Here is an 18,250-nt window from a genome sequence, read left to right as displayed (position 1 = left end):
CGATGCTTCCAGGCAAGCTGATCATCGCCGGAGCAGTACTACTGGGCAGCACCCAACCCACCGCACCGCCCACAGACACAACCCCCACACCCCACGCAGCAACGCCCACAACACGCGAAGCGACGCCTGCGGCCCACGGGGTAGCGTCTGCCGCCACCCAAGAGGCCGAGCCCGCAACGCGCGGAACGACGCCTGCGACCCACGGGGCGATGCCTGCAACACGCGGAGCCATCTCCGCGACCCTCTGGGCAGCGTCTGTCGCCCAAGAGGCAACGCCCGCGACACGCGGAACGACCCACGCAGCGACGCCTACGGCCCACGGGCCGATGCCCACGACGCGGGGAGCGACCTCCGCGCCCCTCGGCGCAACCCCCACAACACGGGGGGCAACTTTCGCGCCCCTCGGGGCAGCGGCCGTGACCGCCGAGACAACCACCGCGCCTCTCGGAGCAACCCCCGCGACCCGCGGAGCGACCTCCGTGACCCATACAGCGGGGCAGGCGGTCGGGTGGCATGGGTGTGATGATGAGCAGCTCCAAGCGGCCAAAGCGGACTGCGCCGAGATCACCGTGCCCCTCGACTACACCCACCCAACCGGCAAAACCATCAAGATCGCGATCTCGCGCCTCAAAGCGACCGACCCCAAACACAGACGTGGCGTCCTGCTCTACAACCCCGGCGGCCCAGGCGTCCCAGCGAGAACCCTCACCCCGCTGGTCGCCAAAGCAGCCCCCGCCGTCGCCGCCCGCTACGACCTGATCGGCATGGACCCCCGCTTCGTCGGCAGCAGCCAGCAACTGGACTGCCGCTGGCCCACCGGCTTCGTCGGCTCTGCCGGTCACGACCGGCGCACGTTCGACCAGGGCGTGGCGCTGGCCAAGGACCTCGCGTCCCGCTGCGCCGTACACAAGAGCGTCCTCCCCCACGCCTCCACCGCCAACACCGCGCGGGACATGGACACGATCAGGGCCGCGCTCGGCGAGTCGCGGCTGTCCTACCTCGGCTCCTCCTACGGCACCTACCTGGGCGCCCTCTACCTGCAGCTCTTCCCGCGCCGCGCCGACCGGGTGGTGCTGGACAGCGTGGTCGACCCGGCGCTGTTCGGCCCCGACCTGTCGCGCACCCAGGGCCCGGCGGTGAACGGCGCGCTGCGCAACTGGGCGCGATGGGCGGCGCGAAACCACCAGAAACTGGGCGACACCACGGAAGAGGTCCTGGCCACGGTGCGGTCGATCGACCGCGGGCCGTTCAAGGTGGGCCGGTTCCAGGTGGACGCCCGGATGCTCCCGTTGATCCTGTTCTCGGTCACGGCGGGGGACGACGACGCGGCGTACTCCAGCTTCTCCGCCGACGTCCGGGTGCTGCGTGACGCCGCACTCGGGCGGGACGTCAAGCTCACGCCGGTCCTGGAGCAGGTGCTGAGCGGGATGTCTGCGCCGGACGCGGGCGGAGCGGCCAGCGCGCAGACCGCGATCATGTGCGCCGACCGGGCGGCGTCCCGGGACCCGGAGACCTATTACCGCGACATCCAGGCGCACCGCACCGACGAGGCGCTGTTCGGACCGCTGCTGCGCAACCTGACGCCCTGCTCGTTCTGGCCGGTCGCCCCGGCCGAGCCGCCGGTGCGGGTCGGCAACGCCGTACCCGTGCTCATGGTCGGCGCCACCGGCGACCCCGGCGCGCCGTACCCGGGCCAGCTTTCCGCGCACCGGGCGCTGACCGGCTCGCGGATGGTGACGCTGCGCGGGGCTTTCCGGCACACGGTGTACGGCGGGCTGTTCGCACCGCGCAACGCCTGCATCGACACGGCAGTCAACCGCTACCTGGTCACCGGCAGGCTCCCCGCGACCGACACGACCTGTTAGACCCCGGTGAGCGCGTAGCACAGGGCCTCGTCGAGGTCCCGGCATCTGCTCTCCGCGAAGACGGTGTCGAACGTCTCGTCCCCCAGCCGCAGCCGCGCCTCCCGTTCCGCGTTCTCCCTGATCACGCTGAGGTGGGCGACGGACAGCCGCAGGCCGAAGGTGTGCTCCACCAGCGCCACGATGCCCAGCAGGCGGGCGGTGCGCTCCGGGTCGCCCAGCCCGGCGGCCGCTCCGGCCAGCGTCGCGACCACCAGCGCCACCCCGATGCTGTCGCTGAGCAGGTGCTTGACGCGCAGGCTGTCGCGGCCGAACCGGTCGGCGGCTGCCGCGTTGCCCAGCCCCAGCTCGATCAGCGCGCGGATCCAGTCGCCGAACGAGCCCAGCCACACCTCCCCCTCCTCGGCGCACATCGTGCGCAGCCGTTCGAGGCAGCGCAGGGCTTCCTCGGGCCTGCCGAGGCTGCTGAGGGTGAAGGCCTGGCCGACAAGCGTGTAGGCGAGCCCGGCGCCCGGCGCGTGGATCGCCTCGGCGCGCGAGTAGAGGGCGAGCGCCTCGCTGATCTGGCCGCGGTAGATGCCGGTGATCGCGCACACGGCCATCGCCCAGCCCGCCGCCTCCGCGTCGCCGACGGCCTGCGCCTCCACCATGCACTCGGTGGCCAGGTCGTTGGCCTCGTCGAGGTCCTCCTGAACGTTGCTAAGCCAGGAGCATGCCCACAATGCCCTGTTTCGCTGCGGTCCGGGACGGGGGTTGTGGGCGAGCGCCCGCTTCAGATGATGCCTGCCCTCCGAGACGACGCCGCCCGCCATCCAGAAGTAGGCCAGCCGTCCGGCCAGATCGAGCCCGACCGCGTGCTCGGCGCTGGAGCCGAAGCAGAAGTCGAGGGCGGCGCGCAGGTTGGGCAGTTCCCTGGTCATCCTGGAGTGCCAGGCGACCTGGTCTGGGCCGAACCACTCGGCGTCGAACTGCCTGGCCAGGCCCAGGAAGTGGTCGCGGTGGCGGCGCCGCACCGCGTCGCGCTCATCCAGCCTGACCAGCCAGTCGGCGCCGTACTCGCGGACCGTGTCGAGCATGGCGTACCTGCCGTCGCGGCTCCGCCGTACAACGGACTTTTCCAGCAGACCGGCCAGCAGCTCCTCCACGAGCATGGCGTCGATCCCCGCCGACGGGTCCAGCTCGGCGCACACCGCCTGCGCCGCCTCCAGGTCGAAACCGCCACAGAACACCGACAACCGCGCCCACATCAGCCGCTCCAGCGGCCCGCACAGCTCGTGACTCCAGCCGACCGCCGTGCGCAACGTCTGATGACGGGCCAGTCTGGTACGGCTGCCGCCGGACAGGAGGCGGAACCGGTCACCGAACCGGTCCAGGATCTGCGCCACCGACAGGGAGCGGAGCCGTACGGCAGCCAGCTCGATCGCCAGCGGGATGCCGTCGAGCCACTCGCACAGGCGGACCACGTCGGGCGTGGCGACGAAACCGGCCGCGCTGGCCTCGGCTCGCTCGGTGAACAGGGTCACCGCGTCGACCGCCTCCAGCGGTTCCACCACCCAGCAGGCCTCGCCAGGGACGCCGAGGGGATGCCTCGTCGTGGTCATGACGGTCACCCCGGGGGCGGCGCGCAGGATCGTCTCGGTGAGGTCGGCGCAGGCGTCGACCAGGTGCTCGCAGGTGTCGAGGATGAGGAGGAGCTCGCGGTCATGCAGGTATTCGGCCAGCACCTCCGTCTGGGGGCGGGCGGCCTGGTCGGCTACGCGGAGGGCGGCGCTGACGGTGTGGCCGAGGAGCGCGGGGTCCTGGAGGGAGGAGAGCTCCACCAGCCAGGCGCCGTCGGGGAAGAGTTGCTCGGTGGCTCTGGCGGCTCGTACGGCGAGCCTGGTCTTGCCTACGCCGCCTACGCCGGTGAGGGTGATGAGGCGGGTGGATTGGAGGAGGGTGGTGATGGCTTCTTGGTCTCGCTGGCGCCCGACGAAGCTTGTCACCTCGGCAGGAAGGTTGCCCATCAGGGCATGTTACGCCGCCCACCCCCTAACAGCACCGCCCCGGCGACCCCAGCCCACCCCTACTGTTGCCGCACCCCGACTTCGCCTTTTACCTCGCTGTGGGCGCCTTCTCTCCCCTTTGGCACGCCCTCAACCAGACGCTCTTCCTCCGCGCTCACGTGAACGACCCTGCGTATACGTCGTAGACCTCACCACGCACCCGAGGGTTGCGACCCGATGAGCCCCCACCGCCCGTCAGGACGGATCACTCCCCCTCAACGCCACCGAAGTCCCGTCGATCAGCGCCCGCAACCCATGGTCGAACGCCTCCAGCCCCAACGGATCCCCCCCTTCGACCAGCGCCGCCAGCAACGTCGCCCCCAGCCGCTCCGGCGCGATCCCGGAGTCGAGCCGCTCCGACTGCTCCTGCAACACGAACCCATTGATGTACCTCGTGAGCGCAGCAATGGTCCGCAACGCCAGCACAGGCGTGAACCCCCGCCCCACCAACGCGTCCAACTCCTCATTGAACAACCGGACAGTCTCAGGACTGAGGCTCGCCGCATTGGCCACCACCCGAGCCCCGTCCCGATGCGCCAGCAACGACCCGCGGTAGGCGTGCGCCCGCCGCATGAGCCATTCCTGCCAGCTCTCCCCCTCCCGCGGCGGCCCCATACCTGCCGCGAGGACGATCTCGTCGGCCATACCGTCCAGCAGTTCCTGCTTGGTCCGGATGTGCCAGTAGAGCGCCGGGGACTGCACCCCCAGCTCGGTGGCCAACCGGCGCACGGTGAGCCCCTCGAGCCCCACCTCGTCAAGCAACCGAAGCGCCGTCTCGATCAGCATGTGCCTGGAAAGCCCCGGCCTCTTGTTCTCACCCATCCCCGCCACCTTAGCGCCGCTAAACCCACCCCAGCAGCCAGTGCTGCTGGGGCGCGCGTGGTTGGCGCCTGCGGCTTGGACCCCTACTGGAGCGCGGGAGAGTGGATGTGGGCGCTTGCGCTGGCGGGCGATGGCAGCGAGGCGGGCCGCTGGGGCGGCCCCTAACGCACGCCATGACCGCGAGCGCACACCACGCACCACGAGCACACACCGGGCACCGCAAGCTCACACATCGCACCGGGCACCGGTCATCGGGCACCGGACTGCGCAGGCGGCGGACGCGGCCGACAGTGTGGGCCGCGGGCAGCCAGGTGGGCCGTGCGGGCAGCGCGAGTGACGGACCGTGTTGGCGACGGACCGCCCAGACAGTGGGCGTCTCGGGCCACGCAGACGGCGGCCGCAGCGCGTGGGCGGCGGAACGCGCGAGCGGCGGGCGGCCTGGATGGCGGACTGCGTGGCCGATGGACCGTAAGGCCTAACGGCCGTATGGCCGAGCGGTCGTATGGCCGAGCGGTCGTATGGCCGAGCGGTCGTATGGCCGAGCGGTCGTATCGCTGATGGACCGTATGGCTGATCGGCCGGATGGCCGGTGGGCTTGGGGGCGGGCTTGGGGGCGGTGGCGTGGGGGTTTGGTTGGGTGCTTAGCGGTGCTAAGGGGGGTGGTTGACAGCTTAGCGCTGCTAAGGGAGCATCGCCTTAGCAATGCTAAGGAGGCGTTGGTGTTACGTAACCTGCTTCGGTGTGGGGCGGTGGCTGGGCCGTTCTTTCTGGGGGCTGTGCTTGTCCAGGACTACACGCGGCCCGGGTTCAATCCGCGTGTCCATCCGCTCAGCCTGCTGAGTCTCGGTGGCTGGGGGTGGGTGCAGGTCGTCACGTTCGTTGTCGCTGGGCTGCTCTTTGTCGCTGGGGGTGTTGGGTTGGCAGACCGATGGTGACCGTACGGTGTAGCGGGGGGCCGGGCCCTGGGCCGTCGCTTGAGGGGGTGCTGCTCAGCCTGGGGGCGGGCGGCGGCTTGTGGGAGGACGAGCGAGCCGTTCTGAGGGCAACCGTCCCCTACGGCTTGGAACACGAGTGGGGGCGGTGTGCCAGGTGGCGGTTGAGCCCAAGTGCTGGGCCTGAGGCGGTGGGGCCTGAGGCGGTGAGGCCTGAGGCCGCAGGGCCCTCGGAGCGCTGGCCCAGGGAGTGCCGGGTACGAGCCCGAGGCGGCAGTGGTGCCTGATGGCGGCGGGCTCGGGCAGCGGGCCTGAGGAGCGCGGGCCCTGAGGTTGTGGCCCGACAGGTGTGGGCACGAGGCGGTGGTAGGGCGTCCAGGTCGAAGGTGGGGCCCAAGGTGGTGGGGCTCGGGGCGGCGGGCCCGAGGAGTGCGGGCCCGCCGCTGTGACCCAGCGAGTGTGGGCCTGGTGCTGTGGTCCAAGAGATGTGGGGCCCCGGGTTGGAGGCCTGGGTGGGTTAGTGGGCTGTGGGGAGGGTTAGGGAGGTTTGGGAGAGGTTGACGGTCAGGGTTGGGCGGTCGCCTGGGGTCAAGAACTCCCAGTAGTCGGTTCCGCCGATGATCAAGCCCAGACGGTGGCCTGCCGGGACGATGTGGTCCAGTGGTGACAGGTCGAAGCGCATCGTGTAATAACGATCCGCCCTCAGCGGCACCTGGTGGCGGCGGCTGGCGTAATGGCCCAGGTCGGCCCAGGCTACGGAGACGATCTCCCGGTCCACGGACACGGTGTCGGGCACCGTGTCCAGGTAGCAGGCGCTGTCCACGTCGCTGCTGGAACCCCAGCACGAACGGGTGTCCAGGTTCCTGATGCCGACCTTGCCGGTGAAGTCCACATTACGGATCACGGCGGGGCCGTAGTCCACCACCAAGACGCCCACCCGCGCGACCGGGGTTGAGGACTTCATGGTGACGGTCACCGTACCGACCCCGGACAGGCGGGTGTCAGTGGTCAGGGGTGGGGAGGTGTAGAGGACGCGAGCCAGTGAGTCATCGCTGAGCCATTCGAAGCGTCCCACCGACGGGTCGTCCTGGAAGGTCGTTGTGCCGGGCGAGGGGGTTCCGGAGAGGGTGCCGTCGGATTTGGGCCACCATGTGCGGAAATTTCCGGGGGCAGGCCAGGTGGGTTCGTCGCGCCACTCGTCCACGGCGTGCTCGATCTTCACGGCCGGCTCGCGTTCCACCCCGTTCGGTACACCCAGGAGCCACCTGTCGAACCACCGTCCCACGGTCTCCACATAGTCAGCCCTGCGCAGGTCGAACGGGTCCGCGTGCCCACCCTGGAAAAGCCACGCCTTACGCGGCACGCGCAAAGCCTCCCACCACTGCGAGAAGTTCGTCGGCTTCACCGCGAGGTCGTTGAACCCCTGCGTGGCGAACACCGCAGCCCGTACGGACGACGCCTTGCTCGGGTAATGACGCTCCTGCCAGTACCGGTTCCAGTCACCACTGGTCCCCTTCTGCCTGGCCAGCTCCGCCTCCAGAGGCTTGCACAGCTTCTGCGCCCGCTCGTTGTACAGCGGCGGCCCGCCCTCATAGGTCCCGACCCACGCGCCGTTGTCGTTATAAGTCTGGTAAATATCGGTGACCCCGGCGATCGAAACGACCGCCTTCAACCCCTCCACCCCGGTGGTGGCGATGCCGTTGGCCAACCACCCGTCGTGCGACTTACCCCAGATGCCGACGTTTCCAGTGGACCAGCCGGAAGAGACCGGCGTTCCGCCGAAGGGAGCGGAAAACGCACGCGCCTTGCCGTTCAGCCACTTGATCACCTGCGCCCCGGCAGCGAGATCGTACGGACCACCGTCGTCCATACAGCCGGTGGACCGGTTGGTGCCGGACATGTCCACCAGGAGTACGGCATAGCCCCTCGGCACGAAGTAGTTGTCGTAATAAAGGGGAAAGGCGACGGGCTTGCCGTCGGCGTCGTAGGTCTTCTTCTGCGCCTCGTTGCCACGTCCGCAGCAAGCGTAATAAGGGCTGATGTCCATCAGCACGGGCACCCGGCCCGCCGAGGAAGGACGGATGATGTCCGCGGCGAGGCGGTCCTTGTGGCCGTCCCGGTCCAGGTCGACGTCGAGCTCCACCCAGGCCGTCTCCTTGATCGCCGTGTCGTAGGCAGGCGAACCGACCAGGGAGGTCAACAACAGCACCACCACCGCGCACAGCTTCGATAAGATGATCATGTCGCCAGTCTCGCCACCCCCACCCCGTATGGCAAGCTGCGGACATGCCTACCGCACTCATCACCGGCGCCACCGCCGGCATCGGCGCTGCCTTCGCCCGCCGGCTGGCCGCCGACGGCTTCTCGCTCGTCCTCGTGGCCCGCGACGAGAGCAGGCTCGCCTCGTCGGCCGGCACGCTCAAGCTCCGGTACGGCGTGGCCGTCGAGATCCTCCCCGCCGACCTGGCCACGAACCAGGGACTGGAGCGCGTCGAGGCGCGCATCGCGGACGGCGTCGACCTCCTGGTGAACAACGCCGGGTTCGCCCACGAGAAGGCGTTCCTGACCGTCCCGCTGGAGGACGAGCTGGCGATGCTCAAGGTCCACTGCGAGGCGGTGCTGCGGCTCACGCTGGCCGCGCTGCCGGTGATCGAGGCGCGCGGGCGGGGCGGGATCATCAACGTCGCCTCGGTGGCCGCCTACTTCAACCGCGGCACCTACGGCGCGTCGAAGTCGTGGGTGCTCAGCTTCAGCGAGGCCGTCGCCTCGGAGATGAAGAACCCGCGCGTCAAGGTGATGGCGTTGTGCCCCGGTTTCGTGCACACGGAGTTCCACGAGCGCGCATCCATGGATATGTCCGGCATTCCGGAGTTTCTGTGGCTCAACGCCGACGACGTCGCCAAAACGGCGATGCGCGACCTGGCGATGGGCAAGGCCGCCAGCGTACCCGGCGCCCTTTACAAGGCGATCGTCGCCGTCGGCCAGCTCGTGCCGTCCAGCGTCCAGCAGGCGGTCAACCGCAGGCTGAGCCGCCGATAAAACCGAGGGGACAAACAATCCGCCCGTCTGTAAGTTTGTCGCGATATTTCGACATACGAACGGACGACCCCCCCCCATGCGCGCCGCCATTTCCCTGACCCTGCTCGCCGGTTTCTTCGTCGTCGCGCTCGCCATTCTCGGCGGCGCCGTCTGGGCGGGCGTGCTCATCGCCACCCTGACCACCGGCGTGATCGCGGTCAAGCTGATGGTCCCCCTGGTCCTCGCCGTGGTCGGCGGCGCCGGCGGCGCCCTGTGGAAGGCGCTCCGCGCCAGGCCGGAACCCCCCGAGGGCCTGCCCGTGACCGCCGCCCGCGAGCCCGACCTGTGGCGTACGGTCACCGACCTGGCCACCGAGATCGGCACCAGGCCCCCGGACGAGATCCGCCTCGTCCCCGAGGTCAACGCGGCCGTCTCCGAGGACGCCAAGCTGTTCGGCCTGGTCGGCGGCCACCGGATCATGTACATCGGCCTCCCGCTGCTGCACACGCTCACCGTCGGCCAGCTCCGCGCGGTGCTGGCGCACGAGCTCGGCCACTACTCCCACAGCCACACCAGGCTCGGCGAGGTCGCCTACCGCGGCAGGCTCGCGATCGGCGGCACCCTGTCCAGGATCGGCCCGTACAACCCCGTGGGCTGGGTGTTCAAGGGCTACGCCAGGCTCTACCTGCTCGCCGACAACGCGGTCTCCCGCCGCCAGGAACTCCAGGCGGACGAGGCGTCCGTACGGCTGGCCGGCCGTACCGCGGCGCGCAGCGTGATGCTGGAGCTGCCCGTCCTCGACGCGGCCTGGGAGTTCTTCCACGACGCCTACGTCTCGACGGGCTGGGAGCTCGGGTACGCACCAGATGACGTCTTCGCCGGTTTCGCCGCCATGGTGCACGCACGCGCCTCGGAGCTGGAGGCGTTGCGCGCCGAGCCGGACGAGGAGGTGGCCTCGATCTGGGACACCCACCCGCCCACCGCCGTGCGGGTCGCCGCGATGGACGCGCTGCCCGACCCGGGCGCCGCGCCCGACGACCGGCCGGCCGCCGCCCTCGTTCCCGACCTGGCCGAGGCGGGCAGGGCGATCCAGGACCTGCTGTTCGACCTCGACGGTCGCACGGTGCTGCCGTGGGCCGCGTTCATCCCCGCCGCGCTCGCCGCCGACCTGCAGCGCGACGGCGACGTCGTCTTCCGCGCGATCAGGCGGGTCACCGGGCACGAGCGGCTCACGCTGTCCGACGTGCTCGACGCGATCGAGGCGGGACGGCTGGCCGAACTGGCGCAGCCGTTCCACAGGACGGCCACGAGGCGCGAGGTGGAGGCGTTGTTCGCCGATCAGGTGGAGACGCTGATGGTGCTGGCGGCGGTGCGCTCGGGCGCGACGGCGTTCCAGCTCTCGTGGTCGGGCCCCGCGACGCTCGTCCCGCCGATCGGCGAGGAGCTGGAGGTCGCCGCGGCGCTCGCGGTCGCGCCGGGCGGCGTGGCCAAGGCGCGGGCGAAACTGCTGGAGCTGGGTGTCGACCCGCACGCGGCCGAGCTGGCCGAGCAGTCGCGCACCGCGGCCGGGTCGTCGGTGATGGCGGGCGCCGCCAACGTGAAGGTCGACGGTACGGAGCACGATCTCCTCGCGCTGACCGAGGGTTTCGTGCTCATCGCGAACCCGGGCTCGGCCGACGACGGGCAGCGCAGGCTGGAGGCGCTCGTCGGGCAGGCGTCCGCGGACTGGCTGGCGGCCAACCACCGGTTCATCCCCTACGAGGAGATCGCGGAGGCGAGCGTCACGCGCGAGATCCCGTTGCGCGCCGAGATCCGGCTGCACGACGGCGGGGTCCTGCAGGTCCAGGAGCGGATGTCGAGCGAGTTCCTGTCCAAGGACAGCCGGGAGATCGTCATCAGCGTCCTGCGCCAGATGTGAAGAGCCCCCCACCGCGGGAGGGGGTCGCGGTGAGGGGCTCGGACGGACGCGTAGGAACGCGGTCCGGTTAGCGACCGATGTTGGCCTCGTGGCCGATGGCCAGACCGGACGCCGGGTCGAAGAAGTGCAGGTTGTGCGTGTCGATGACCAGCTCGATGTTCTGGCCGGGGCGCACGTGGCTGCGGGCGTTGACGCGGGCGGTCCACAGGGACTTGTCGCCCACCAGCGGCAGGGCCGCCTCGTCGTCCTCGGTGTCCGCGGCCGCGGCGGTGTCGGCGTGCTCGACCGGCGGGGCGTCGATCAGGAACAGCACGTTGATCTCGGAGCCCAGCTCCTCGGTGACCTCGGCCTTGACGGGCAGCGTGGCCCAGCCGTTGGCGTGCTGGCCCGCGGCGGTGGAGTCCTCGAAGTCCGAGGGACGGATGCCGAGGATGATCTTCTTGCCGATGTACTGGTCGAGGCCGGGCTTCTCGCTGAAGGTCGACTCGGGGATGTTCAGCTTGATGTCGGCGAACGTCACGGCGGCGCCGCCGTCGCGGACGAGCTCGGCGGTGACGAAGTTCATCGAGGGCGAACCCATGAAGCCGGCGACGAACAGGTTGACCGGCTTGTCGAACAGGTTCTGCGGGGTGTCGACCTGCTGCAGCAGACCGTCGCGCAGGACGCAGACGCGGTCGCCGAGGGTCATGGCCTCGACCTGGTCGTGGGTGACGTAGACCGTGGTGACACCGAGGCGCTCGTGCAGCGTGTTCAGCGAGGCGCGCATCGAGACGCGGAGCTTGGCGTCCAGGTTGGACAGCGGCTCGTCCATGAGGAAGGCCTGCGGCTCACGCACGATGGCGCGGCCCATGGCGACACGCTGGCGCTGACCACCGGACAGGGCGGCCGGCTTGCGCTTGAGGTAGCTCTCGAGGCCGAGCATCTTGGCGGCCTCGCCGACGCGCTTCTGGATCTCCGGCTTCGGCATCTTGCGGAGCTTGAGGCCGAAGGCGAGGTTCTCCTCGACCGTCATGTGCGGGTACAGCGCGTAGTTCTGGAAGACCATCGCGATGTCGCGGTCCTTGGGCGGAAGGTGGTTGACCACCTTGTCGCCGATGGAGATCTCGCCGCCCGAGATGTCCTCAAGGCCGGCGATCATCCGGAGTGCGGTCGACTTGCCGCAACCGGAGGGGCCGACCAGCACCATGAACTCGCCATCCTTGATCTCAAGGTTGAGCCCGTTCACAGCCTTCACGCCACCGGCGTAGATCTTGTCGACGTTACTCAGAACGATGGATGCCATGACATTCCTTCGCGCTCCCGGGCGAGGGGCCCGGATCTTTGCGGGGGTTCCCACTTACGTGGATACGTTTTCATGCATCTCACCCGAAACGGACATCCCTGTCAAGAGTGCCTGGGTGTTATCGGTTCGAGCTGGTTCGCTCGTGGAATGCATGATGGAATCGTTTCCATGAACAGGGCGACCATCAAGGACGTGGCCGAGGCCGCAGGCGTGGGCGTCGCGACCGTGTCCAGGGTCCTGTCGGGCGGCTCGGCCAGCGCGGCCACCCGCGAGCGCGTGCTGGCTGTGGCGGCGCAGCTCGACTACCGGCCCAGCGCGCTCGGGCGCAACCTGCGGCAGCGCCGTACCGGCGGCATCGGGCTGCTGGTGCCTGACTTGACCGACACGTTCTACGGGCAGCTGGCCGAAGGTGTGCTCGCGTGCGCCAGGTCGGCGGGGGAACCGGTGCTTCTCGGATCCACCGCCGACGACCCGGAGCAGGAGACGGAGGCGATCGGGATGCTGCTGGAGCAGAGCGTCGACCGCCTCATCGCCGTGCCGTCGGGTGGCGCGGACACGTGGGGGCCCGCGTTGCGCGCCGACATGACCGTCGTCTTCGCCGACCGCCTCCCGTTGATCTCGCCCGAGCCCGCCGGGACCCCTTTGGACGATCTGCAGGCGTTGGACGGTCTTCGTCCTGTACGGCAGGCCGCGCGGCTGGACGTGCCGTCTGTGCTGGCCGACGACCGATCAGGTGTCCGTACGGCGGTGCAGTACCTGCGCGCGCTGGGTCACCGGCGCATCGCCTATCTGGGCGGCCCCGCGAACCCGCGCCGGGTGGCCGCCTTCAGGGAGACAGTGGCGTCGGTGGACGAGGAGCTGATCGTCTTCTCGGACGGCAGCCGGGACTCGGCGTACGCCGCCGCGTCTGGCCTCTTCCAAACCCGCCCCGACCTGACGGCCGTATTGGCAGGCGGAAACGTCTTGGGCGAAGCCGCAGTGTTGGCCGCCAGAGAACTGGACCTGCGCGTACCGCAGGACGTCTCCTTGATCATGTACGACGACGTCCCGTGGGCGGAACTCTGCTCTCCCCCGTTGACCGTGATCGCCCAACCCGGGCATGACATCGGGTACAGGGCGGCGGAGCTGGTGTTGCGAGCGGGCACCCGCAAACCCCGCAGCGTGGTGCTCCCGACCGAACTCATCGTCCGAGGCAGCTGCGGCCCCCACCGCTGACCCGAGGCTCCTTCACAAGCCCGCCTGCCCACCCACCGCCCCCGGTCCTGCTGTGGCCGACCACCTCTGGCAGTTTCCCCCGTTCGGGGACCCCTCGCCGTACAGGTGTCCGCAGAGTGCGGATCACCTTGTCACCGAGCAGCTCGAGCGCAACGCCGCGAGGTGGTCATGGAGAGGTATATCGCCGACGAGCGTCAGCGCGACGCCTCGCCACCGCCCATGGGCGCTCTTCTTGGTCAGCATCCTCAGTCGACCGCCTACCGAAACCCACCCAGACCCGCGCAGACGGGAACTGCCAGAGGTCGCTCGCCACAGCAGGACCAGGGGCGGGCGGAGGGTGGGCAGGCGGGTGAGGAATGGGTGGAGGCGGCAGGCGAGGGAGGGAGGCGCCGGGGGTTAGAGGAGCTTCTCGATGGCCTCTGTGATGGCCGGGTCGTCGGGGGTGGTGCGTGGGCGGAAGCGGGCCACCACGGCGCCCTCCCGGTCCACCAGGAACTTCTCGAAGTTCCACTGCACGTCCCCCGCCTCCCCCGACGCGTCCGGGGTCTCGGTCAACGCCTCGTACAGCGGGTGCCGCGCGTCGCCGTTGACGTCGGTCTTCTCCAGCAACGGGAAGTCCACCCCGTAAGTCGTCGAGCAGAACTCCTGGATCTCCTCAGCCGACCCCGGCTCCTGCCCCATGAACTGGTTGGACGGCACGCCGACCACGGTGAATCCACGCGGCCCATACGTCTCCTGCAGCTTGACCAACCCGCTGTACTGCGGCGTCAGCCCGCACTTGGAGGCCACGTTCACCAGAAGGACGGCCTTGTCGCCGACGAGGGAGGCCAGGGTCGTGGGGGCGTCCGCCAGCGTGCGGACCGGGATGTCGCGAAGGCTCATGATCCGAGCCTACCCCCCGGCAAATTGTGACTCATTCCACAATATCCGGCATAAGGCCTGAATAGCGGCACCGGTCGCATACCCCAAAAGATCTATCTTTTCTTGGTCAATTCGCTATTCGGGCAAAGGTCCCGCATGGTGCTCCAGTCACCCAGAAAGGTCACCGAAGGTCCCCTAGCAGCTGGAGACTCCCCCATGCACTGCCGTACCAAAGCCCTCGTCCTGACCGCCGCCCTCGTGGCGTCCGGGCTGGGAAGCGCAACGGCCGCGCAGGCAGAAGCCAAGGAAACCCAAGAGGCCAGGAGCCAGGCCAACAAGGCGATCGCCAGGAAGATGGTCGCGCACCGAGGCTGGAACGCCCAGCAGTACCGCTGCCTCGTCCAGCTCTGGACCCGCGAGAGCGGCTGGAACCACCGCGCCGGCAACAGCGGCGGCGCCTACGGCATCCCCCAGGCCCTCCCCGGACGCAAGATGGCCAGCGCCGGAAACGACTGGCGCACCAACCCCAGAACCCAGATCGAATGGGGCCTGGGTTACATCAAGCAGAGATACGCCGCGCCGTGCCGAGCATGGGCTCATTTCCAGTCACACGGCTGGTACTGATTCAAACCCCATGAAAGATCCAGCACGACCCCAGAAAGGGGTAGGTCACCCGCCGGGGCAGGCCAGCGCGCCCCCGCGAGACCCCCTGCTGACGGAAACGATCGGGCAAACACCTGTCTGACGCGTGGCGAGATGCCTCACCCGCGGCGGGCGACCGTACTAGAACACCGCCTAGAGAACTCGTCGCGGGCCTTCCGGGCCGCCCAGCCTCATCGGGCGGTGCCAGATCCCGGAAAGGCCGCGCGGGCACACCTCGTCCGAGCCACGGACGCTGGCGAGCAGGGATGGCAGCAGGACCGGCCGTCTGCCCGCACGTGACCCGACAGCAAGGATCGATTTGGACAGCAAACGCGCACTCGCCATCGTGATCGCCGCAACGGCGTTCACCGGCGGCGGGACTGTGACGGTCGCCAGGGCGGACGACGAGTCCACCAGGGCGGTCCACCAGCGGACCTGGGAAAGCGATGCCCGACCTGAAGTGGTGGTCAGGAAAGGCACCTGGGACACCCAGGCCAGGCCGAAGGTCAGGGTCCACCGGCCCAAGGGCAGGAACAAGGAGATCGCGCTCGGCCTGGTCGTCAGGCGATCGTGGTCCTTCCACCAGTTCCGCTGCCTCGACAGCCTCTGGACCAGGGAGAGCAACTGGAACCATCGGGCCTACAACCGCTCATCGGGCGCCTACGGAATTCCGCAGGCACTACCGGGCGGCAAAATGGCCGGTGCTGGATGGGACTGGCGGCACAACCCGACCACCCAGATCCGCTGGGGTCTGACGTACATCAAGAGCAGGTACGGCAGGCCGTGTGGCGCGTGGGGTCACTTCAGGTCCCACAACTGGTACTGAGCAGCCGATCAGGGGAAGGATCGGCTTCTCAACACGGGGAAGGCACTCCTACGGGGTGCCTTCCCTGCTTTTCACCAGCATCGCCTGGATCATCAACTCCACCCCGAAAGCGAACTCCGACTCGTGGTCGCACGCCCCCAGCAGCGGCGCGAGCGCGCTGACCGTGGGGAACAGCGCGGGGTCGACGTCCTCGGCCCTGACCATCCGCTTGTGGTTCGGCGCGAACGTCGGGGTGACCCCCACCTCGCGCAGCAGCGACCCGACGATGAACGCGATGAACATGCGGAGCATCCGTACCGCGTCAGGCCCGTCGAACCCGGCGGAGCGCAGCGTGGACAGCGCCCGCTCGACGGGCAGCAGCCCGGCGTCGGAGTGCAGCTGGCGGCTGACCACGACCATGGTGCAGCGCGGGTAGTGGTGGGCGATCTGCCGGAAGGCGTGCGCCTGCATGCGGACCCGGTCGGTCCAGTGCGCCTCCGGGTCGTCGATGAACTCGATCTGCGCGAGCACGGTCTCGGCGACCTCGCTGAGCAGGGCGTCCTTGTTGGGCACGTGGTTGTAGAGGGACATCACGCCCACGCCGAGCTCGGCCGCGATCCGGCGCATGGAGACCGCGTCCGCGCCTTCACGCTCGATGAGGTCGATGGCGGTGGCCACGATGGCCTGGCGCGTGAGCATGCTCCATTGTATTGACGGACGTACACCGTACGTGCAAGCCTCGAAGGCAGATACGTACGGCGTACGTCCGAGGGAGCCCGCATGTCGACGCACGACCTCTACACGATTCCCGCAGAGCTCTCCACCTGGAATGTGGAGATGTCCGGCGCAAGCCGTTTCACCTGGGAGTACGACGACGGCAGGGACCGCATGCTCTCCCTGTACCAAAAGGGCAAGGACAAGCAGTGGGACTCCACCAAGCGCATCGACTGGGACCTCGAGGTCGATCCGTACAACGTGCTCGGCATCCCGGACAACACCATCGCCATCTACGGCACGCCGCTGTGGGACAGGATGGACGCCAAGACCCGCAACGACGTGCGCCTGCACGGGGCGGCGTGGCAGTTCTCCCAGTTCCTGCACGGTGAGCAGGGCGCGATGATCTGCTCGGCGAAGATCGTGGAGTCGGTGCCCGACCTCGACTCGAAGTTCTACGCCGCCACCCAGACCATGGACGAGGCGCGCCACGCCGAGACCTACGCCCGGTTCCTCCAGGACAAGGTGGGCCTGGCCTACCCGATCAACGAGCACCTCAAGGCGCTGCTGGACTCCACGCTGAGCGACTCGCGCTGGGACATGCCCTACCTCGGCATGCAGGTGCTCATCGAGGGCCTGGCGCTGGCCGCCTTCGGCGTGATGCGCGACATCACCACCAAGGAACTGCCCAAGCAGATCCTCGCCTACGTGATGCAGGACGAGGCCAGGCACGTGGCCTTCGGCCGGATGGCGCTGCGCGACTACTACAAGAACCTGTCGGAGACCGAGCTGCGCGAGCGCGAGGACTTCGTCATCGAGGGCTGCTACCTGATGCGCGACCGGCTGCGCGGCAAGGAGACGTGGGAGACGATCGGCCTGTCCCGGTCGGAGGTCGACGAGGCGATGACCGCCGTCGACCAGTCGGAGTACCTCAAGCTGTTCCGCTCGCTGCTGTTCAGCCGCATCGTCCCGTGCGTGAAGGACATCGGGCTGTGGTCGCCGCGCCTGCAGCAGGCCTACGCCGACATGGGCGTCCTGGACATGGCCGGCCAGTCGCTGGACGCGCTGATGAAGCAGGACGAGGACATCGCCGACAAGCTGGACGCCCAGCGCTTCGCCGAGGAAGAGGCGGAGCGGCACGAGGAAGTCGAGGCCACCATCGCGCTGGGCGCCGACGGCTAATACATCATGTGGTTGTAGAGCCCGTACATGCCCTGGATCAGGGGCGGGCTGTAGTAGCCGCGTCCCGAGCTGTCGAGGTTGCGCCACTTGGCGTCGTAGGCCGACGACTTCTCCGTGCGCATCTCGCTGTGGCTGATCGTGTCGCCGCTCGCGTTCTTGTAGTAGAGCGCGACGTGGCTCACATCGGAATCGAAGCCCTTGGTCGAGGAGTTGTCACCGACGGTGTCGTCGTAGGCGGAGCCGAGGATCGTGTAGTCGGTGCCCATGGCCGAGGACTTCAGCCCGCCGAGCCAGCTCAGGAAGCCGCTGCCGGCCTTCATGTCGCTGCACTGCTCGTGGGTGAAGGGGCACAGGGTGCCGCCGAGGATGCTGTCGATGCCCTTGTGCGGCGTGCCGAGCGTGACGACGTCCTCGATGTAGAGGTACGGTGGCCAGCCGCTCGGCCACGCCGAAGCGCTCAGAGTGGACACATCGGTCGCCGCGACGGCCGCGCCGTACCTCCTGACGCCCTCGATGGCCGCTCTGGTGACCAGCCCGCCCATGGAGTGGGCCATGATGTCGATCGCGACGCCGCGCCCCGAGTAGAAGTAGTAGACGGTCCAGGCGAGCTGGCGGCCCACCTCCTGGATGCGGGTGTCGGTGGTGCCGTCGAACTTCAGGTCGCAGTTCTTGTCGCCGCCGTAGTAGCCGAAGGTGTAGACGTCGGTCCAGCCGTTGGCCAGGAGCAGGTCCTTGGCGGACTTCCAGCCGCCGGCGCAGTCCTGGTCGGCCTCGCGGTCGAAGCCGTGCACGAGCAGGGTGATGCGGTGGCCGTCCGCGCGCGGCGGCGCGGCGGCGGCCGAGCCGGGCTGGGCGGTGGCGACGAGGGAGGTGAGGAGCAGGCCGAGGGCGATGAGTAATCTGGGGAGCCTCTGCATGCGAGCACCGTAGATCCGCGGCGATCATCGCCGAA

The 18,250-nt window shown here is 69.0% G+C and carries 15 protein-coding genes; 8 read left to right on the top strand and 7 right to left on the bottom strand.

Annotated elements, in window-relative coordinates; genetic code table 11:
• Positions 1-479: 479 nt before the first annotated feature.
• On the top strand, positions 480-1,865 hold the full coding sequence (locus tag ACIBG8_RS33230) for an alpha/beta hydrolase (RefSeq protein WP_397347013.1): 1,386 nt from the start codon (positions 480-482) through the stop codon (positions 1,863-1,865).
• Here ACIBG8_RS33230 and ACIBG8_RS33225 read toward each other — a convergent pair.
• Positions 1,862-3,868, bottom strand: coding sequence for an ATP-binding protein (locus ACIBG8_RS33225; RefSeq protein ID WP_397347012.1), 2,007 nt, complete (start codon positions 3,866-3,868; stop codon positions 1,862-1,864). The two genes, ACIBG8_RS33230 and ACIBG8_RS33225, sit on opposite strands and share 4 nt — an antisense overlap.
• Positions 3,869-4,102: 234 nt before the next feature.
• On the bottom strand, positions 4,103-4,729 hold the full coding sequence (locus tag ACIBG8_RS33220; RefSeq protein WP_397347011.1) for a TetR/AcrR family transcriptional regulator C-terminal domain-containing protein: 627 nt from the start codon (positions 4,727-4,729) through the stop codon (positions 4,103-4,105).
• A 518-nt stretch (positions 4,730-5,247) separates the two neighbouring features.
• On the opposite strand from ACIBG8_RS33220, the gene ACIBG8_RS33215 reads away from it, so the two are divergent.
• A complete protein-coding gene (locus ACIBG8_RS33215) occupies positions 5,248-5,664 on the top strand; it encodes a DUF998 domain-containing protein (RefSeq protein ID WP_397347010.1) in 417 nt (138 codons plus the stop codon).
• Positions 5,665-6,178: 514 nt separating this feature from the next.
• Here the strand turns inward: ACIBG8_RS33215 and ACIBG8_RS33210 are convergent.
• Positions 6,179-7,903: a CocE/NonD family hydrolase gene (locus ACIBG8_RS33210; protein ID WP_397347009.1), complete on the bottom strand. Its 1,725-nt coding sequence runs from the start codon at positions 7,901-7,903 to the stop codon at positions 6,179-6,181.
• A 44-nt stretch (positions 7,904-7,947) separates the two neighbouring features.
• On the opposite strand from ACIBG8_RS33210, the gene ACIBG8_RS33205 reads away from it, so the two are divergent.
• Positions 7,948-8,700 carry an SDR family NAD(P)-dependent oxidoreductase gene (locus tag ACIBG8_RS33205; protein ID WP_397347008.1) on the top strand — a complete coding sequence of 251 codons (753 nt, stop codon included), beginning with the start codon at positions 7,948-7,950 and terminating at the stop codon, positions 8,698-8,700.
• A gap of 76 nt (positions 8,701-8,776) precedes the next feature.
• Positions 8,777-10,597: a M48 family metallopeptidase gene (locus ACIBG8_RS33200; RefSeq protein WP_397347007.1), complete on the top strand. Its 1,821-nt coding sequence runs from the start codon at positions 8,777-8,779 to the stop codon at positions 10,595-10,597.
• 67 nt (positions 10,598-10,664) lie between these two features.
• Here the strand turns inward: ACIBG8_RS33200 and ACIBG8_RS33195 are convergent, their stop codons facing one another.
• Complete coding sequence (locus ACIBG8_RS33195) at positions 10,665-11,879, bottom strand: ABC transporter ATP-binding protein (RefSeq protein ID WP_397347006.1); 1,215 nt, start codon at positions 11,877-11,879, stop codon at positions 10,665-10,667.
• A gap of 168 nt (positions 11,880-12,047) precedes the next feature.
• On the opposite strand from ACIBG8_RS33195, the gene ACIBG8_RS33190 reads away from it, so the two are divergent.
• Complete coding sequence (locus ACIBG8_RS33190; RefSeq protein WP_397347005.1) at positions 12,048-13,094, top strand: LacI family DNA-binding transcriptional regulator; 1,047 nt, start codon at positions 12,048-12,050, stop codon at positions 13,092-13,094.
• A gap of 396 nt (positions 13,095-13,490) precedes the next feature.
• Here the strand turns inward: ACIBG8_RS33190 and ACIBG8_RS33185 are convergent, their stop codons facing one another.
• Positions 13,491-13,976: a glutathione peroxidase gene (locus ACIBG8_RS33185; protein ID WP_397347004.1), complete on the bottom strand. Its 486-nt coding sequence runs from the start codon at positions 13,974-13,976 to the stop codon at positions 13,491-13,493.
• A 195-nt stretch (positions 13,977-14,171) separates the two neighbouring features.
• Between ACIBG8_RS33185 and ACIBG8_RS33180 the strand changes: the two genes are divergently transcribed.
• Together ACIBG8_RS33180 and ACIBG8_RS33175 are read left to right on the top strand one after the other, a co-directional pair.
• Entirely contained in the window at positions 14,172-14,579 is a 408-nt protein-coding gene (locus tag ACIBG8_RS33180; protein WP_397347003.1) for a transglycosylase SLT domain-containing protein, read from the top strand.
• Between the two features lie 337 nt (positions 14,580-14,916).
• On the top strand, positions 14,917-15,423 hold the full coding sequence (locus tag ACIBG8_RS33175) for a lytic transglycosylase domain-containing protein (RefSeq protein ID WP_397347002.1): 507 nt from the start codon (positions 14,917-14,919) through the stop codon (positions 15,421-15,423).
• Between the two features lie 48 nt (positions 15,424-15,471).
• Here the strand turns inward: ACIBG8_RS33175 and ACIBG8_RS33170 are convergent, their stop codons facing one another.
• Complete coding sequence (locus ACIBG8_RS33170) at positions 15,472-16,101, bottom strand: TetR/AcrR family transcriptional regulator (protein ID WP_397347001.1); 630 nt, start codon at positions 16,099-16,101, stop codon at positions 15,472-15,474.
• A gap of 81 nt (positions 16,102-16,182) precedes the next feature.
• Here ACIBG8_RS33170 and ACIBG8_RS33165 point away from each other — a divergent pair, with 81 nt between their 5' ends.
• A complete protein-coding gene (locus ACIBG8_RS33165) occupies positions 16,183-17,298 on the top strand; it encodes a ferritin-like domain-containing protein (protein WP_397347000.1) in 1,116 nt (371 codons plus the stop codon).
• On the opposite strand, the gene ACIBG8_RS33160 is transcribed toward ACIBG8_RS33165, so the two are convergent.
• Positions 17,295-18,215: an esterase/lipase family protein gene (locus ACIBG8_RS33160; RefSeq protein WP_397346999.1), complete on the bottom strand. Its 921-nt coding sequence runs from the start codon at positions 18,213-18,215 to the stop codon at positions 17,295-17,297. The genes ACIBG8_RS33165 and ACIBG8_RS33160 overlap by 4 nt on opposite strands.
• Positions 18,216-18,250 lie beyond the last annotated feature (35 nt).

The sequence above is a fragment of the Nonomuraea sp. NPDC050556 genome (genome assembly GCF_044457355.1).
Lineage (GTDB): Bacteria > Actinomycetota > Actinomycetes > Streptosporangiales > Streptosporangiaceae > Nonomuraea.
This window is presented reverse-complemented; position numbering and strand designations above follow the sequence as displayed.

Excerpts from the sequence above, each read along its gene's own strand:
- ACIBG8_RS33185 (WP_397347004.1), bottom strand. The coding sequence starts at position 13,976 with ATGAGCCTTCGCGACATCCCGGTCCGCACGCTGGCGGACGCCCCCACG.
- ACIBG8_RS33205 (WP_397347008.1), top strand. The coding sequence starts at position 7,948 with ATGCCTACCGCACTCATCACCGGCGCCACCGCCGGCATCGGCGCTGCC.
- ACIBG8_RS33210 (WP_397347009.1), bottom strand. The coding sequence starts at position 7,903 with ATGATCATCTTATCGAAGCTGTGCGCGGTGGTGGTGCTGTTGTTGACC.
- ACIBG8_RS33170 (WP_397347001.1), bottom strand. The coding sequence starts at position 16,101 with ATGCTCACGCGCCAGGCCATCGTGGCCACCGCCATCGACCTCATCGAG.
- ACIBG8_RS33200 (WP_397347007.1), top strand. The coding sequence starts at position 8,777 with ATGCGCGCCGCCATTTCCCTGACCCTGCTCGCCGGTTTCTTCGTCGTC.
- ACIBG8_RS33190 (WP_397347005.1), top strand. The coding sequence starts at position 12,048 with ATGAACAGGGCGACCATCAAGGACGTGGCCGAGGCCGCAGGCGTGGGC.
- ACIBG8_RS33215 (WP_397347010.1), top strand. The coding sequence starts at position 5,248 with ATGGCCGAGCGGTCGTATGGCCGAGCGGTCGTATCGCTGATGGACCGT.
- ACIBG8_RS33225 (WP_397347012.1), bottom strand. The coding sequence starts at position 3,868 with ATGGGCAACCTTCCTGCCGAGGTGACAAGCTTCGTCGGGCGCCAGCGA.
- ACIBG8_RS33195 (WP_397347006.1), bottom strand. The coding sequence starts at position 11,879 with ATGGCATCCATCGTTCTGAGTAACGTCGACAAGATCTACGCCGGTGGC.
- ACIBG8_RS33180 (WP_397347003.1), top strand. The coding sequence starts at position 14,172 with ATGCACTGCCGTACCAAAGCCCTCGTCCTGACCGCCGCCCTCGTGGCG.
- ACIBG8_RS33220 (WP_397347011.1), bottom strand. The coding sequence starts at position 4,729 with ATGGGTGAGAACAAGAGGCCGGGGCTTTCCAGGCACATGCTGATCGAG.
- ACIBG8_RS33160 (WP_397346999.1), bottom strand. The coding sequence starts at position 18,215 with ATGCAGAGGCTCCCCAGATTACTCATCGCCCTCGGCCTGCTCCTCACC.
- ACIBG8_RS33165 (WP_397347000.1), top strand. The coding sequence starts at position 16,183 with ATGTCGACGCACGACCTCTACACGATTCCCGCAGAGCTCTCCACCTGG.